The organism is Pseudomonas sp. Irchel 3E19 (genome assembly GCF_900187585.1).
In the GTDB taxonomy this organism is placed as follows: domain Bacteria; phylum Pseudomonadota; class Gammaproteobacteria; order Pseudomonadales; family Pseudomonadaceae; genus Aquipseudomonas; species Aquipseudomonas baetica.
The window spans coordinates 67,340-81,586 of the sequence record NZ_FYDT01000015.1; the positions used below are offsets into that span (position 1 = coordinate 67,340).

General features: G+C 61.1%; 9 protein-coding genes and 1 pseudogene. 9 read left to right on the forward strand and 1 reads right to left on the reverse strand.

The features are described 5' to 3' along the window. Window positions 1-43 precede the first annotated feature (43 nt). Entirely contained in the window at window positions 44-571 is a 528-nt protein-coding gene (locus tag CKW18_RS12195) for a hypothetical protein (protein ID WP_095189025.1), read from the reverse strand. Between the two features lie 981 nt (window positions 572-1,552). Here CKW18_RS12195 and CKW18_RS31485 point away from each other — a divergent pair. The 9 genes and pseudogenes from CKW18_RS31485 to CKW18_RS12240 form a co-directional block, all read left to right on the forward strand. After that, window positions 1,553-2,074, forward strand: a pseudogene (locus tag CKW18_RS31485) (methyl-accepting chemotaxis protein); the annotation flags it as partial. 311 nt (window positions 2,075-2,385) lie between these two features. Continuing rightward, a complete protein-coding gene (locus CKW18_RS12205) occupies window positions 2,386-2,832 on the forward strand; it encodes a DUF411 domain-containing protein (protein ID WP_095189027.1) in 447 nt (148 codons plus the stop codon). Beyond that, on the forward strand, window positions 2,832-3,266 hold the full coding sequence (locus CKW18_RS12210) for a YqaA family protein (protein WP_095189028.1): 435 nt from the start codon (window positions 2,832-2,834) through the stop codon (window positions 3,264-3,266). Before CKW18_RS12205 ends, CKW18_RS12210 begins: the two co-directional genes overlap by 1 nt. Before the next feature lie 87 nt (window positions 3,267-3,353). Continuing rightward, a complete protein-coding gene (locus CKW18_RS12215) occupies window positions 3,354-4,406 on the forward strand; it encodes an alpha/beta fold hydrolase (RefSeq protein WP_095189029.1) in 1,053 nt (350 codons plus the stop codon). Window positions 4,407-4,419: 13 nt separating this feature from the next. Beyond that, window positions 4,420-5,373 (forward strand): D-2-hydroxyacid dehydrogenase family protein, encoded by a 954-nt coding sequence (locus tag CKW18_RS12220; protein WP_095189030.1) that lies wholly within the window; start codon window positions 4,420-4,422, stop codon window positions 5,371-5,373. A gap of 619 nt (window positions 5,374-5,992) precedes the next feature. After that, the gene (gene glgA, locus CKW18_RS12225) at window positions 5,993-7,579 is read left to right on the forward strand and encodes a glycogen synthase GlgA (protein WP_095189031.1); all 1,587 of its coding nucleotides are present in this window, start codon (window positions 5,993-5,995) and stop codon (window positions 7,577-7,579) included. 18 nt (window positions 7,580-7,597) lie between these two features. Then, window positions 7,598-9,400: a malto-oligosyltrehalose trehalohydrolase gene (gene treZ / locus CKW18_RS12230; RefSeq protein ID WP_095189032.1), complete on the forward strand. Its 1,803-nt coding sequence runs from the start codon at window positions 7,598-7,600 to the stop codon at window positions 9,398-9,400. After that, window positions 9,397-11,475 (forward strand): 4-alpha-glucanotransferase, encoded by a 2,079-nt coding sequence (malQ, locus tag CKW18_RS12235; protein ID WP_095189033.1) that lies wholly within the window; start codon window positions 9,397-9,399, stop codon window positions 11,473-11,475. Before treZ ends, malQ begins: the two co-directional genes overlap by 4 nt. Next, window positions 11,472-14,243 carry a malto-oligosyltrehalose synthase gene (locus CKW18_RS12240; protein ID WP_095189034.1) on the forward strand — a complete coding sequence of 924 codons (2,772 nt, stop codon included), beginning with the start codon at window positions 11,472-11,474 and terminating at the stop codon, window positions 14,241-14,243. The genes malQ and CKW18_RS12240 overlap by 4 nt, the downstream gene beginning before the upstream one ends. Window positions 14,244-14,247 lie beyond the last annotated feature (4 nt).

The following is a 14,247-nucleotide window of genomic DNA, read 5'->3' on the forward strand; positions in this document are numbered from 1 at the left end:
ATCGACCAGGCCCGCGGCATTGCGCTGCGGGCCATTTATAGCCTCAAGCCTTGGCCTTGATGCCCTCGTCCGCCGGCTTCGCAGCGTTGCCTTCGCCGTAGGTCTTCAGATTCTGCAGGACGTAAATCGCTTTTTTATATTCAGGGATCAGGCTCTTGCCGTAAGCATTGCCGTTGAGGCCGTTGTTCTGGATGGCATCGAGCTGGGTCGCGAAATACTCCAGCGCGTTGAATTTGGCATCAACGTCTTTGGTCACGCCGAAACGATCGAACTTGTCACCGGCGTTCATCAACGTAAAGGAAGTGATCTCGGAGATCAGTCCACGGGTGCGCAGAAAAGCGCTCAAGTTGCCTAATTGCTTGACTGAAACGTTTGCCGGATCAAAGCCCTTGATGTTTTTGCGCAGGCCCTGCTTGTCCATTTCGGCAGTATTCAACGCATTTGGATCGTTGCCGACCATGGTGAGCATCTGCTGCACCTTGACACTTTGTGCCACCTGCTTCTTCGCGCCAGTGTTGCGCACCATGACGCCAGCCTTGCTTTCCCAACCGCCGACAATGCCGATCGTCATGAGAAAACTCCCTGTGCAATAAACATGAGATGTCCTTGTTGAACCAAATGAATGCCGGGGAGTATCTACCGGCTGAGTGATGGCACCAACCCTTGGTTACAATTATTGTACATCTCGATACAAATCAGCAATCGCCCGGAAATACTGACTCGCCGCCGCCCCGCTGAAACTCCTCGACGGTTTTTTTGATCGGCAAATCGCTCGACGCCCCATGCGTGTATCAACCTCGATACTCGCCTTTGGTCACTGACGTCGATTCTTGGACGCAAGTACCTAAAGCTTCCACATTTGCCGACGATACGCTGGTGTAACCCTGCCGTTTACCTCGACACCCACAATAAGATCGCCGCTCAAGGACCAGTCACCATGCCCGCATTCCGTTCCATACAGGCTCGCTACACGTTGTTTCTGGTTCTGTTCATCCTGCTGCTGTCGGTACTGACCGTGGTCGGCATCAGTCAATTGGTCGCGCCCAAATTGCGCCATACCGAAGAACAGGTGGTGCTCAACCGCATCGCCGAGGTCGCCGAACAGATCCAGGGCGAGTTGAACAAGGTCCAGGCGCAACAACGCAGCATCACCCAAACCATCCCGCTGCTCGACAGCGCCGCCATCGACAGGGTGTTGGTCAACACCTTCATCGCCTACCTGCAAAACATGATCGGCGAAGTCACCCAGGCGACCGGCGCCATGGCCTCGAGCCTGGACAACCTGCAACGCACCTCGGCGCACACCAGTCAGATCCTGTTGCGCCACGCTTCGGAAACCGACCAGACCGTCACCGCCATCACTGAAATGAGTTCGACCGCCGAAAGCGTCGCGCAGAACGCCGCCGAAACCGCAGCGTTCACCCAACGCGCCAACGAAAACGCCGACCGTTCGCGGGTGGTGGTGGGTGAAGCGACCAACAGCGTGGTCGCGCTGATCGACGAAGTGGCCAGCGCCACCCATAAAGTTGAAAACATGCAACAGGACGCCCAGCGCATTACCGAAATCCTCGGCGTCATCGGCGCGATTGCCGGCCAGACCAACCTGCTGGCCCTCAACGCGGCCATCGAAGCGGCCCGCGCCGGTGAACAGGGTCGCGGCTTCGCCGTGGTCGCCGACGAAGTTCGCGCCCTCGCCGCACGCACCCAGGCCAGCACTTCGGAAATCAACGAAATGCTCAGCCGCCTGACCCAAGGCGTGAGCTCCTCGGTCAGCGCCATGGAAAACACTCAGGCCAGTTGCCAGTCGGCAGCCGACGCCACCGCGCGAGTCAACTCGGGTCTGGACGAAATGGCCGGTTCGGTCAGCCACATCAACAGCCTCAGCACACAGATCGCCACCGCCGCCGAGCAGCAAAGTGCGGTGACCGAAGAGATCAACCGCAGCATGGTGCAGATCCGCCACATGGTCGACGAACTGGTGCAAAGCGGCCAGGCCAGCGAACTCAACACGCAACAACTGCTGGAAGCCAACAGCCGGGTGAGCGCGATCATGGGGCGGTTCAAGGTCAGCTGATTCATGAACTCCCACAATGGCTTTCTGCAAAACAGATAACCCTTGTGGGAGCGAGCCTGCTCGCGAATGCGGTATTTCAGACGCCCAATGCATCGACTGACAGAACGCTTTCGCGAGCAGGCTCGCTCCCACAGGGTTCGGCGATCAGCCTGACAGATTTGTCACTTCGCACTCATCGGGCGGTCAGCCGTGATCTACGATAATCCTGCCAGTCTGTCTTGTAGCAACTGGAAACACTCCGTTGATGCCGGGCAAGCAAAACCGGTCAAAATACGTTCTTTTTTGACCGCCAACCGAGCCGAGAACCCGTCATGCGAACCCACCTGCGCCTGCTCGCCCTGAGCACCCTTTTCATCTCCTCCCTGGCTCAGGCCGCCGACTTGATCCCCATCGAAGTCCACCGCGACGCCAACTGCGGCTGCTGCAAAAAATGGATCAGCCACCTCCAAGCCAATGGCTTCAAAGTCCAGGACCACGTCGAAAGCGACATGAGCAGCTTCAAGCAGCAACATGGCGTGCCGCCGCGTCTTGCCTCGTGCCACACCGCAATCATCAACGGCAAATTCGTCGAAGGCCATGTACCGGCTGAACAAGTGCTGGCGTTGAGCAAACGCGATGACCTGCTGGGCGTCGCCGCGCCGGGCATGCCGATGGGCTCACCGGGCATGGAAATGGACGGCATGAGCGATGCGTATCAGGTGATCGGCCTGAAAAAGGACGGCACTGACGTGGTAGTGGCGGATTATCCGGCTCATTGATGGGCGCCGCTTACATCGGCTTGTTCTTTGCCGCCTTCGGCGCGGCGACGCTGTTGCCGTTGCAATCCGAGGCGCTGCTGGTTGGCTTGATCGTCAGCGACCGTTACTGGCTCTGGGGTTTATTGGCGGTCGCCACCCTGGGCAATGTACTCGGCTCGCTGGTCAACTGGTGGCTGGGCCGTGGGCTTGAACGATTTCAGAATCGGCGCTGGTTCCCGGTCAGCGCCAGGCACATGGCCACGGCGCGCAAGCACTATGAACACTACGGTCATTGGTCACTGCTGCTCAGTTGGCTGCCGATCATTGGCGATCCACTGACGCTGATCGCCGGGGTGATGCGCGAGCCACTCGGGCGTTTTCTGTTGATCGTGACGGTTGCCAAAGGCGCGCGTTACGCCGTGCTGGCCCTGCTGACGCTGGGCTGGTCCGGTTGAACGTTCCGGCACTGGCATTGCCTGTGTTTAACGTCGCGCTAATCCGGCCGCTTCAGCATCGGCCAATCTCGAACGGAGTTTGACCTCATGTCTGTCACGTTTTCCCGCTGGCTGCCGGGCCTGTTCCTGACCGCCGCCCTGCCCCTGTTCGCGCAGGCTGCCACACCCGGCTACGCCACCTCCGCCGAAGGCCCGGCTTACGGTCCGCAGTTGGAGGGCTTCGAATACCCTTACACGCTTAAACACTTTGCCTTCCAGTCCCAGGGCAAATCCTTGCAGATGGGGTATATGGATGTCGCCGCCCACGGCAAGGCCAACGGTCGCACTGTGGTGTTGATGCACGGCAAGAATTTCTGCGCCGCCACCTGGGACAGTTCGATCAAGGCGTTGAGCGAGGCCGGTTACCGGGTCGTCGCACCGGATCAGATCGGTTTCTGCACCTCAAGCAAACCCGACAGTTACCAATACTCCTTCCAGCAACTGGCGACCAACACGCAGCAACTGCTCAAAGCGCTGGGCATCCAGAAAGCCACGCTGCTGGGTCATTCCACCGGCGGTATGCTCGCCACCCGCTATGCGCTGCTGTTCCCGGAACAGGTCGATCAGCTGGCGCTGGTCAATCCGATCGGTCTGGAAGACTGGAAAGCCCTCGGCGTACCGTACCGCAGCGTCGATCAGTGGTATCAGCGCGAACTGAAAGTCAACGCTCAGGGCATCCGCGAGTACGAGCGCACGACCTACTACGATGGCCGCTGGAAACCGGAATTCGACCGTTGGGTCGACATGCTTGCCGGTTTGAGCAAAGGCCCGGGCAAGACCCAGGTGGCCTGGAACTCGGCACTCATCTACGACATGATTTTCACCCAGCCGGTGTACTACGAGTTCAAGGACCTGAAGATGCCGACCCTGCTGTTGATCGGCACGTCCGACACCACCGCCATCGGCAAGGATCTGGCACCCCCGCAGGTGAAAGCGAAAATCGGCCACTATGAGGTGCTGGGCAAACAGGTGGCCAAATTGATCCCGCAGTCCACGCTGGTGGAGTTCTCCGGCATGGGCCACGCGCCGCAGATGGAAGAACCGGCGCAGTTCCACAAAGAGCTGCTGGGCTGGCTGAGCAAAACCAATCCCGTTCGTTGATGAGGTAAGGCTGATGGCGGTGCAGATTGCAGTGATCGATGACTGGCAAGGCGTGGCTCGCGACGTGGTTGACTGGGCGGTTCTTGATAGCCTCGGTGAAGTGACGTTCGAACATGATTACCCGGCGGACAACGCCACGCTGGCCGAACGTCTGGGCCAGTACCAGGTGATCTGCGTGATGCGCGAACGCACGCGTTTCGATGAAGACCTGCTCAAGCGGTTACCCAATCTCAAGTTGCTGGTCACCGGCGGCATGCGCAACGCGGCATTGGATATGCAGGCAGCAGCGGCGCTGGGGATCAAGGTCTGCGGCACCGACAGCTACAAACACGCGGCGCCGGAACTGACCTGGGCGCTGATCATGGCCGCCACACGCAATCTGCTCAACGAAGCCAACTCGCTGCGCGCCGGCAATTGGCAGCAAGGGCTGGGCGGCGATCTGCACGGCAAGACCCTGGGCATTCTCGGTCTGGGCAGTATCGGCCAACGGGTGGCGCAGTTCGGTCAGGTGTTCGGCATGCGGGTGATTGCCTGGAGCGAAAACCTCAGCGCTGAACGCGCAGCACTGGCGGGCGCGACCCGCGTCAGCAAACAGCAACTGTTTGAACAAGCGGATGTGCTGTCGGTGCATCTGGTGCTGAGCGAGCGCAGTCGCGGCCTGGTCGATGCTCAGGCATTGGGCTGGATGAAACCGACGGCGCTGCTGGTCAACACCGCACGCGGACCGATTGTCGATGAGCCCGCACTGATCAAGGCCTTGCAGAAACAACGCATCGCTGGCGCGGCGCTGGACGTGTTCGACCAGGAACCGCTGCCGGCACTGCACCCGTTTCGCACACTGGACAATGTGCTGGCGACGCCGCACGTCGGGTATGTCAGCCGGCAAAACTATGAACAGTTCTTTTCGCAGATGATCGAGGATATTCAGGCTTGGGTGGCAGGTAATCCGCTTCGGCTGTTGAATTGAGACCTTCATGAATACGGTGGTGTAGCGACCATTGCTTTCGCGAGCAGGCTCGCTCCCACAGGGGATCTTCAGTGGGCAGAAAATCTGTTCCCGGCGCAGATCCAATGTGGGAGCGAGCAGGCTCGCGAAGGGGCACTCACTGTCCCCCCATCAACAAACTGTCCGCACCACAACAGTGCATCCGCCTTTCTCGCTAGCACAAAATCGTGACCACCCAGTCACCGTTTTGGCCCTCCCTCGCAAAAAAACCTGTACTTCGTCGGTGCAATTCCCTCTGCAAGCCGCCGATTTCTTTGCCTCGCAACCGATTGTCGAACAATTTACCCATTTGCTCTGGCCCGCTCTAGGATCTGGCCTAGACTGACTTTCGCGGGGCAAAACCGGCCGGTCACACCACAGCAAAATAATCGAAACTTTTGCTAAAGGCGGCGGGTCATCTGAAAGGCAGGGGGAACGCGGCTGGTTCATTCCTTGCAATGACCTCTTCACCCATTCTGCTTGCGCGTGTTGGGTAGCGTTTGCTCACCGATGCGTGGCGCGTTTGCGCCCGGCCACAGGACGTGGTCATGGACAGGGTTTGTTCAAGACAAGAATCAGATCAACAAGACGGGAGATTCATATGATCAGTGCGGCATTGGATATTCAGGGAGAACGTGTTCAGCAGTCAGTAGGCGAAGCGAGCACCGTCAGCGTTCCCGGCAGCCGATCGATCAACGTCCCCGGCACCAAGACGCTGACGCCGGTAGCGAGTCAGAATCCCAACAAGAAAAAAGTGTTGTTCGTCACTTCGGAGATCGCCGACCTGGTCAAGACCGGCGGTCTCGGTGACGTTTCCGCCGCCCTGCCCCGTGCCATGGCGCATTTGCACGATGTGCGCGTGTTGATCCCCGGCTACCCGCAAGTGATGCACAGCGAGAACCCGATTCATATCATCGGCGAACTCGGCGGCCATGCCGCGCTGCCGCCGTGCAAGATCGGGCGCATGGACATGCCGGACGGTCTGGTGATCTACGTGTTGATCTGCCCTGAATTGTACGAGCGTGAAGGCTCGCCCTACGGCGCCAACAACGGCCGCGACTGGCCGGACAACCATATTCGTTTCGCCCGATTGGGTCTGGCCGCTGCCGATATCGCTGCCAACCTCGCGCAAATCCACTGGTGCCCGGACCTGGTGCATGCCCATGACTGGCCGGCTGGCCTGGCGCCCGCTTACATGCACTGGCGCGGGCAGCGCACGCCGACGCTGTTCACCATTCACAACCTCGCCTATCAAGGCGTGACCAGCCTCGGCTCCTGCCCGGAACTGGGCATCCCCAACCATGCCCTGCAACAGGAAGGCATGGAGTTCTACGGCAAGATGTCGTTCCTCAAGGCCGGCATGGCCTATTCGAGCCACATCACCACCGTCAGCGCCACCTACGCCCAGGAAATCACCACCCCGGATTTCGGCTGCGGTCTCGACGGCTTTCTCGCCGCCAAGACCCAGCAAGGCTTGCTCAGTGGCATCCCCAATGGCATCGACGAAAGCTGGGATGCCTCGACCGATCCGCATCTGTTTGCGCCGTTTGCCATTGGCGACTGGGAAGGCAAAGCCATCAACGCTGCGCATGTGCGTGAGCTGTTTGGCCTGAAGGACTCCGAGGGCCCGCTGTTCGCCGTGGTCTCGCGTCTGGTTTATCAAAAAGGCCTGGACCTGACCGAAGCGGTCTCCGAGTACATCGTGCAGAATGGCGGGCAGATCGCGATCATCGGTCGTGGCGAGCCGGAAGAAGAGCACGCCATGCGCGAACTGGCCCTGCGCTTTCCCGGCCAGATCGGCGTACGCATCGGCTTCAACGAAACCGACGCCCGGCGGATGTTTGCCGGCAGCGATTTCCTGCTGATGCCTTCGCGTTACGAACCCTGCGGCCTGAGCCAGATGTATGCGCAACGTTTTGGTTCGTTGCCGGTGGCGCGCAACACCGGCGGCCTGGCTGACACCATTGAAAACGGCGTTACCGGTTTTCTCTTCGATGAGTCCACTGCCGACAGCTACCGCGAAGCCCTGAGCCGCGCATTCAAGGTGTTCGCCTACCCCGACCTGCTCAACGCCATGCGTTGCCGGGCCATGGCGGCGCCGTTCAACTGGTGCAAAGCGGTCGAACCTTACGCTGAACTCTACGAACAACTGGTCGCCAAGGCGCTGGGTAAAGCTCACCACAAATAATCAGGGAGATTCTTCACGATGCCGTTACGGACCCAAGAGAACTGGCCCCACGGCGCGATCATGCTGGACGCCGAACACACCCAATTTGCGCTGTGGGCACCCGACGCGTTTTACGCAAGCGTCGAGATGGAAAACGGCAAGTCCCTGCCGATGCTGCCTCAGGCTGATGGCTGGTTTGTCATCAAGACCCGCTGCCCGGCGGGCACCCGCTACCGTTACAAGATTGATGGCGAGCAGGAGGTGCCGGACCCGGCCTCCCGCGCACAAGATGGAGATCTGAACCACGCCAGCATGGTGGTCGATCCACTGGCCTATCAGTGGCGGCACACGGCCTGGCAGGGTCGGCCGTGGAACGAAGCGGTGATCTACGAGCTGCATGTGGGTGCACTCGGCGGTTTCGCCGAGGTCGAACAGCATCTGCCGCGGCTGGCGGCACTGGGCATCACCGCCATCGAACTCATGCCGCTGGCGCAATTCCCCGGCGCGCGCAATTGGGGTTACGACGGTGTGCTGCCTTACGCCCCGCAAGCCTCCTACGGCACCCCGGAACAACTCAAACATCTGATCGACAGCGCCCACAGCCACGGTCTGGCGGTGATTCTCGACGTCGTCTATAACCACTTCGGCCCGGACGGCAATTACCTCAACCGCTACGCCAAAGGGTTCTTTCGCGAGGACAAGCACACGCCGTGGGGCGCCGGGATCGATTTCCGCCGTGCCGAGGTTCGTGAGTTTTTCATCGAAAACGCACTGATGTGGCTGCTCGAATACCGCTTCGACGGTTTGCGTCTGGACGCCGTGCACGCCATCGAAGACCCGCAGTTTCTGCGGGAAATGGCGCAACGCATTCGTCAGCAGATCAATCCGCAGCGCCACGTATGGCTGACCGTCGAGAACGAGCTGAACCAGTCGAGCCTGCTCGAACGGGATTACGACGCGCAGTGGCTTGATGACGGCCATAACGCCCTGCATGTGTTGCTGACGGGTGAAACCGACGCTTATTACGCCGATTACGCCATGCAGCCCACCGAGCAACTGGTCCGCTGCCTGAGCCAGGGTTTTGTGTTTCAGGGCCACATCACCCGCCACGGTGAACCTCGGGGCGAGCCGAGTGAGCATCTGCCTTCGACCGCGTTCGTGTTGTTCTTGCAGAACCACGACCAGATCGGCAACCGCGCCTTTGGCGAGCGTCTGCATCAATTGGCCGATCCGCGTGCTGTGCAAGCGGCAACGGTGTTGCTGCTGTTGTCGCCGATGATTCCCTTGATGTTCATGGGCGATGAGTTCGCAGCCGAGCAGCCGTTCCTGTTCTTCACCAGTCACCATGGCGAACTGGCCGACCGGGTGCGCGAAGGTCGGCGCAACGAGTTCGCCGGGTTCAGTGCCTTCACCGACCCGCACAAGCGCGAGCAGATTCCTGACCCGAATGCCGAGCAGACATTCCATGCCTCACAGCCACGCCTGATCGGCAATGGCTCCACGCATCAGCAGGAAACCCTCGCGCTGTACCGGCAACTTCTGCAATTACGCCATCAACACATCATCCCCCACCTGTCTGGCACTCAGGCCTTGGGGGCGCAAATGCTCGGCCATGGCGCCGTGAGCGCGCGGTGGCGACTGGGCAATGGCAGTGAGCTGCGAATCGACCTGAACCTCAGCGATACGGCGGTGGTCAACCCTCCACGAACCGGCGCCGTGTGGCTGTTTCAAAAGCCGCCTGCCGTCGAGGGGGCGGACGAGGGCCTGCTGCCCCCGTATTGCGCGCTTGTCAGCCTCACGGCCGCCCCCCCTTTGCAACCTCTGACTGGAGAGCGCCTATGAGCGATGCGCAACTGGAAATTCTTGCAAGCCGCGCCGGCCTCGCCGTCGACTGGATCGACGCCAATGGCCGCGCACAAAAGGTTGCGCCAGCGGTACTGCGCAATGTCCTGATCGGCCTCGGCCACCCGGCCAGCACCGCGCAGGAAATCGATGCCAGCCTGCTGCAACTGCAACAAGTGCAACAAGACCGTCACCTGCCGCCCCTGCTGACCAGCGATGTCGGCGTCGGTGTCGATCTGGCACGTTATTTCGCCCCTGAAACCCCATGCGAAATCCATCTCGAAGACGGCTCGCGGATGAACCTCAAGCTGGATTCGGAAGCGGTATTGCCCGGCCTGATCCCGGTCGGCTATCAGCAGGTACACATCGACGATCAATATTTCACCCTCGCCGTGGCGCCCGAACGCTGCTACAGCGTCGGCGATGCGGTGGGCAATCCGATTCCCCGCGCCTGGGGTCTGAGTGTGCAGTTGTATGGTCTGCGCCGCCCCGGCGACGGCGGCTTCGGTGACACTCAGGCGCTGGAAGAACTGGGCCGGGTGGCCGGTGAGCGCGGCGCCGATGCGCTGGCGATCAGCCCGCTGCACGCGATGTTCAGCGCCGACACCGGCCGTTACAGCCCTTATTCGCCGTCCAGCCGCTTGTTCCTCAATTCGCTGTATGCCGCGCCGGGGGCGATTCTGGGCGAGCGCGCCTTGCGTGACGCGATCGATGCCGCCGGGCTGGCCGAGCAGTTCGCGCAACTGGAAAACCTGAAACTGGTCGACTGGCCAACCGCCGCGCAGGCCAAGCAGAAACTGCTGCACGCCTTGTACGAAGGGTTTGTGGCCGGTGATCACCCGTTGCACCCGGACTTCGCCAGTTTCCGTCACGCCGGCGGCGAAGCCCTGGAAAATCACTGTCGCTTCGAAGCCATTCAGGAGATGCGCGCCGCCCGCGGTGAAAGCCTCGACTGGCGTGAATGGCCGGAGCATTGGCACGACCCGCGCGGCGCCGCCCTCGGAGCGTTTGCCGAAGAATACGCCGAGCGCATCGGTTATTTCGCCTTCTGCCAATGGCTGATTCATCGTTGTCTTGAGCGCGCGCAAACCACCGCGCGCAGCGCCGGCATGGGCATCGGGTTGATCGCTGACCTTGCCGTGGGCGCCGACGGCGCCGGCAGCCAGGCCTGGAGCTTTCAGGACGAACTGCTCGCCTCGCTCACCGTTGGCGCACCACCGGATATCCTCAATCGCGCAGGCCAGGGCTGGGGAATTTCTGCGTTTTCCCCGGAAGGTCTGATCCGCAATGGCTTTCGCGCCTTCATCGAGATGCTGCGTGCCAATTTCGCCCACGCCGGCGGCTTGCGCATCGACCATGTAATGGGCCTGCAACGCCTGTGGGTGATTCCCAATGGCTCAGCGCCGGCCGACGGCGCCTATCTGTATTACCCGGTGGACGATCTGCTGCGCCTGCTGACCCTCGAATCCCATCGTCACCAGGCCATCGTCCTCGGCGAAGACCTCGGCACCGTGCCCGATGGCTTGCAGGCCAAACTGATCGCCCGCTCGATGCTCGGCATGCGCGTGTTGCTGTTCGAACAGGACAACACCCGCTTCAAACCGATTCTCGACTGGCCGGACAACGCGCTGGCCACCACCAGCACCCACGATCTGCCGACGCTCAACGGCTGGTGGCATGGTCGCGATATCGACTGGAATGCCCGTTTGGGGTTTGTCGACGCCAACGGTGAAATCGAATGGCGCCGCCACCGTCAGCGTGAACGCGAAGGCTTGCGCGGGGCGTTGAGTCAGGATCCGCAGAACTTCCGTGAGGAGTCCCACGAGGCCGATCAAGTCGTGGATGCCAGCGTGCGTTTCCTTGGCCATACCCGCGCGCCGCTGGTGTTGCTGCCACTGGAAGATGCGCTGGGCATCGACGAGCAGGCGAACCTGCCGGGCACCATCGATACCCATCCGAACTGGTCGCGGCGCCTGCCCGGCACCAGCGAAGCGTTGCTTGACGGGGTTGATGCGGCGCGACGTCTTGAATTGCTCGCCTGTGCGCGGCTGCAGGCTGCCGAGCGTGACCAATGAACTCATCGCTCACTCAGCCATTGCGCGCCACCCTGCGTCTGCAATTTCACAAGGGATTCACCCTCGAACAAGCGGTGCCACTCGTGCCGTATTTCGCCCGCCAGGGCATCAGCCACATTTACGCCTCGCCATTGCTTGCCGCGCGCGCCGGTTCGATGCACGGCTACGACGTGGTCGACCCGACGCAGGTCAACCCGGAACTCGGCGGCGAACCTGCATTGCGCAAGCTGGTCAGCACCCTGCGCGAACACCGCATGGGGCTGATCCTCGATATTGTGTCCAACCACATGGCGGTTGGTGGCAATGACAACCCGTGGTGGCTGGATCTACTCGAATGGGGACGCCTGAGCCCTTATGGCGAGTTCTTCGACATTCAGTGGCACTCGCCGGACCCGTTGATGGAAGGCCAGTTGCTCCTGCCATTTCTCGGCAGCGACTACGGCGTGGCCTTGCAGGAAGGCACATTGAAGCTGCAGTTCAATGCGCAGAACGGCAGCTTTTACGTCGAACACTACGACCATCACTTCCCGATCTGCCCGAACGATTATGGCGAGTTGCTCAACGCGGTCGACGCGCTGAAGCCGCTGGCCGCTCGGTTCAGTGCGCTCAGCTACCAGACCGACGCGCATTCGCTGGCCCGGCCGTTGAAGCAAGAACTGCAGCAACTGGCCGGCGAACCACCGATTGGCCAGGCCATCGAGGACAGTCTGGCGGCGCGTTACGATTCCACCACTGAACACGGCTTCCACGCGCTGCATCAGTTGCTCGAACGCCAGAGCTATCGCCTCGCCAGTTGGCGCACGGCGGCGGACGATATCAACTGGCGGCGCTTTTTCGACATCAATGAACTCGGTGGTCTGCGCGTTGAACGCCCGGCAGTATTCGAAGCGACCCACGGCATAATCTTCCAGTTGATCGCCGAAGGGCTGGTCGATGGTTTGCGCATCGACCATATCGACGGTCTCGCCGATCCGCGCGGTTACTGCCGAAAATTGAGGCGCCGCGTCGATCTGCTTGCCCCCGGGCGGCACTTGCCGATCTACATCGAGAAAATCCTCGGTGCCGGCGAAACGCCGCGCCGCGACTGGGCGGTGGACGGCACCACCGGTTACGAGTTCATGAATCAGTTGTCGCTGCTGCAACACGACCCGGACGGCGAATACGTGCTCGGTGACCTGTGGCAACGGCGCAGCGAACGCCCCGCCGCGTTTATCGAAGAGGCTCAGTTGGCGCGTCAGCAGATCCTCAACGGCTCGCTGGCCAGCGACTGCGAAAGCGTCGCCCAGGCTTTGTTGCAAGTGGCCCGCGATGACCTGATGACCCGTGACCTGACTCTCGGCGCCATCCGCCGGGTGTTGCAGGCGTTGATCGTGCACTTTCCGGTGTATCGCACCTACATCAGTGCGATGGGCCGCTCGGCGCAGGACGAGATATTTTTCCAGCAGGCCATGGACGGTGCGCGGCAGACCCTCGGCGAAGGCGATTGGCCGGTGCTTGACTGCGTCGCTGCATGGCTAGGCGGCACGCCATGGCGACAAAAACCGCGCGGGCGCTCGCGCAAGATCCTCAAGCATGCCTGTGTACGCTTCCAGCAACTGACTTCACCGGCCGCCGCCAAAGCCGTGGAAGACACCGCGCTGTATCGCTCGGCGGTGCTGCTGTCACGCAATGACGTCGGTTACAACACCGAACAGTTCAGCGCGCCGGTCAGCGACTTTCACGCCCTCAATCAACAACGCCTGGAGACGTTCCCGGACAACCTGCTGGCCACCGCCACCCACGATCACAAACGCGGCGAAGACACCCGCGCGCGTCTGGCCGTGCTCAGCGAACGCAGCCATTGGTACGCCGAGCAGATCGAGCTATGGCGCGCCCTCGCCCGCCCGGTTCGTAGCGATGATCAAATGCCGTCGAGCGGTGATGAGCTGATTCTCTATCAAGCCCTGATCGGCAGCTGGCCGCTGGATTTGCACGATGGCGATCAGGCAGGTTTCGCTGACTACGCCAAGCGCATCTGGCAATGGCAGCAGAAGGCGTTGCGCGAAGCCAAGCTGCAGAGCAGCTGGAGCGCACCCAATGACGCCTATGAACAGGCGGCGCAGGCCTTCACCGAAAAGCTGCTCACCGGTGAAGAAGGCGAACTGCTGCGCGCGGCCCTGAACAAAACGGTCGACAGCATCGCAGCGGCCGGCGCCCTCAACGGTTTGGCGCAAACCTTGCTGCGCATGACGGTGCCGGGGGTGCCGGATCTGTATCAAGGCAACGAGTTCTGGGACTTCAGCCTGGTCGATCCGGACAACCGCCGGCCGGTGGATTACGCCGCTCGCGAGCAGGCTCTGGCGGATCCGTCGGCCATCGGCGATTGGCTCGCGCACTGGCGTGACGGGCGCATCAAGCAAGCCTTGATCGCCGAGGTGCTGAACCTGCGCGTCGAGCATGCCGAGTTGTTCCGGCGTGGCACGTATCAGGCCCTCGATGTGCTGGGCGCACAGGCACACAACGTGCTCGCGTTCGCCCGTGAACACCAGGGCCGGCAAGCCATCGTGATCGTGCCGATCCGCTGCGCGACGTTGCTGGAAAACAGTGCTGTACCTCAGGTCGATGCGCTGCGCTGGGGCGATACACGGGTGGTTTTACCGTTCGCCGCCTCCGAAACAAACCTGAAGGGACTTTTTCAAAGCCGCGCAGTCACAAAAAACAGGGAGCTGAATATCAGCGACGCGCTGGGGGATGTCCCGGTCAATCTCTTTATCCAACACTTAACGTAAGCAT

What these genes read in the sequence shown, in the direction of transcription:
- malQ (WP_095189033.1), top strand. Translation starts at nt 9,397, where the DNA reads ATGAGCGATGCGCAACTGGAAATTCTTGCAAGCCGCGCCGGCCTCGCC.
- treZ (WP_095189032.1), top strand. Translation starts at nt 7,598, where the DNA reads ATGCCGTTACGGACCCAAGAGAACTGGCCCCACGGCGCGATCATGCTG.
- CKW18_RS12240 (WP_095189034.1), top strand. Translation starts at nt 11,472, where the DNA reads ATGAACTCATCGCTCACTCAGCCATTGCGCGCCACCCTGCGTCTGCAA.
- CKW18_RS12205 (WP_095189027.1), top strand. Translation starts at nt 2,386, where the DNA reads ATGCGAACCCACCTGCGCCTGCTCGCCCTGAGCACCCTTTTCATCTCC.
- glgA (WP_095189031.1), top strand. Translation starts at nt 5,993, where the DNA reads ATGATCAGTGCGGCATTGGATATTCAGGGAGAACGTGTTCAGCAGTCA.
- CKW18_RS12195 (WP_095189025.1), bottom strand. Translation starts at nt 571, where the DNA reads ATGACGATCGGCATTGTCGGCGGTTGGGAAAGCAAGGCTGGCGTCATG.
- CKW18_RS12210 (WP_095189028.1), top strand. Translation starts at nt 2,832, where the DNA reads ATGGGCGCCGCTTACATCGGCTTGTTCTTTGCCGCCTTCGGCGCGGCG.
- CKW18_RS12215 (WP_095189029.1), top strand. Translation starts at nt 3,354, where the DNA reads ATGTCTGTCACGTTTTCCCGCTGGCTGCCGGGCCTGTTCCTGACCGCC.
- CKW18_RS12220 (WP_095189030.1), top strand. Translation starts at nt 4,420, where the DNA reads ATGGCGGTGCAGATTGCAGTGATCGATGACTGGCAAGGCGTGGCTCGC.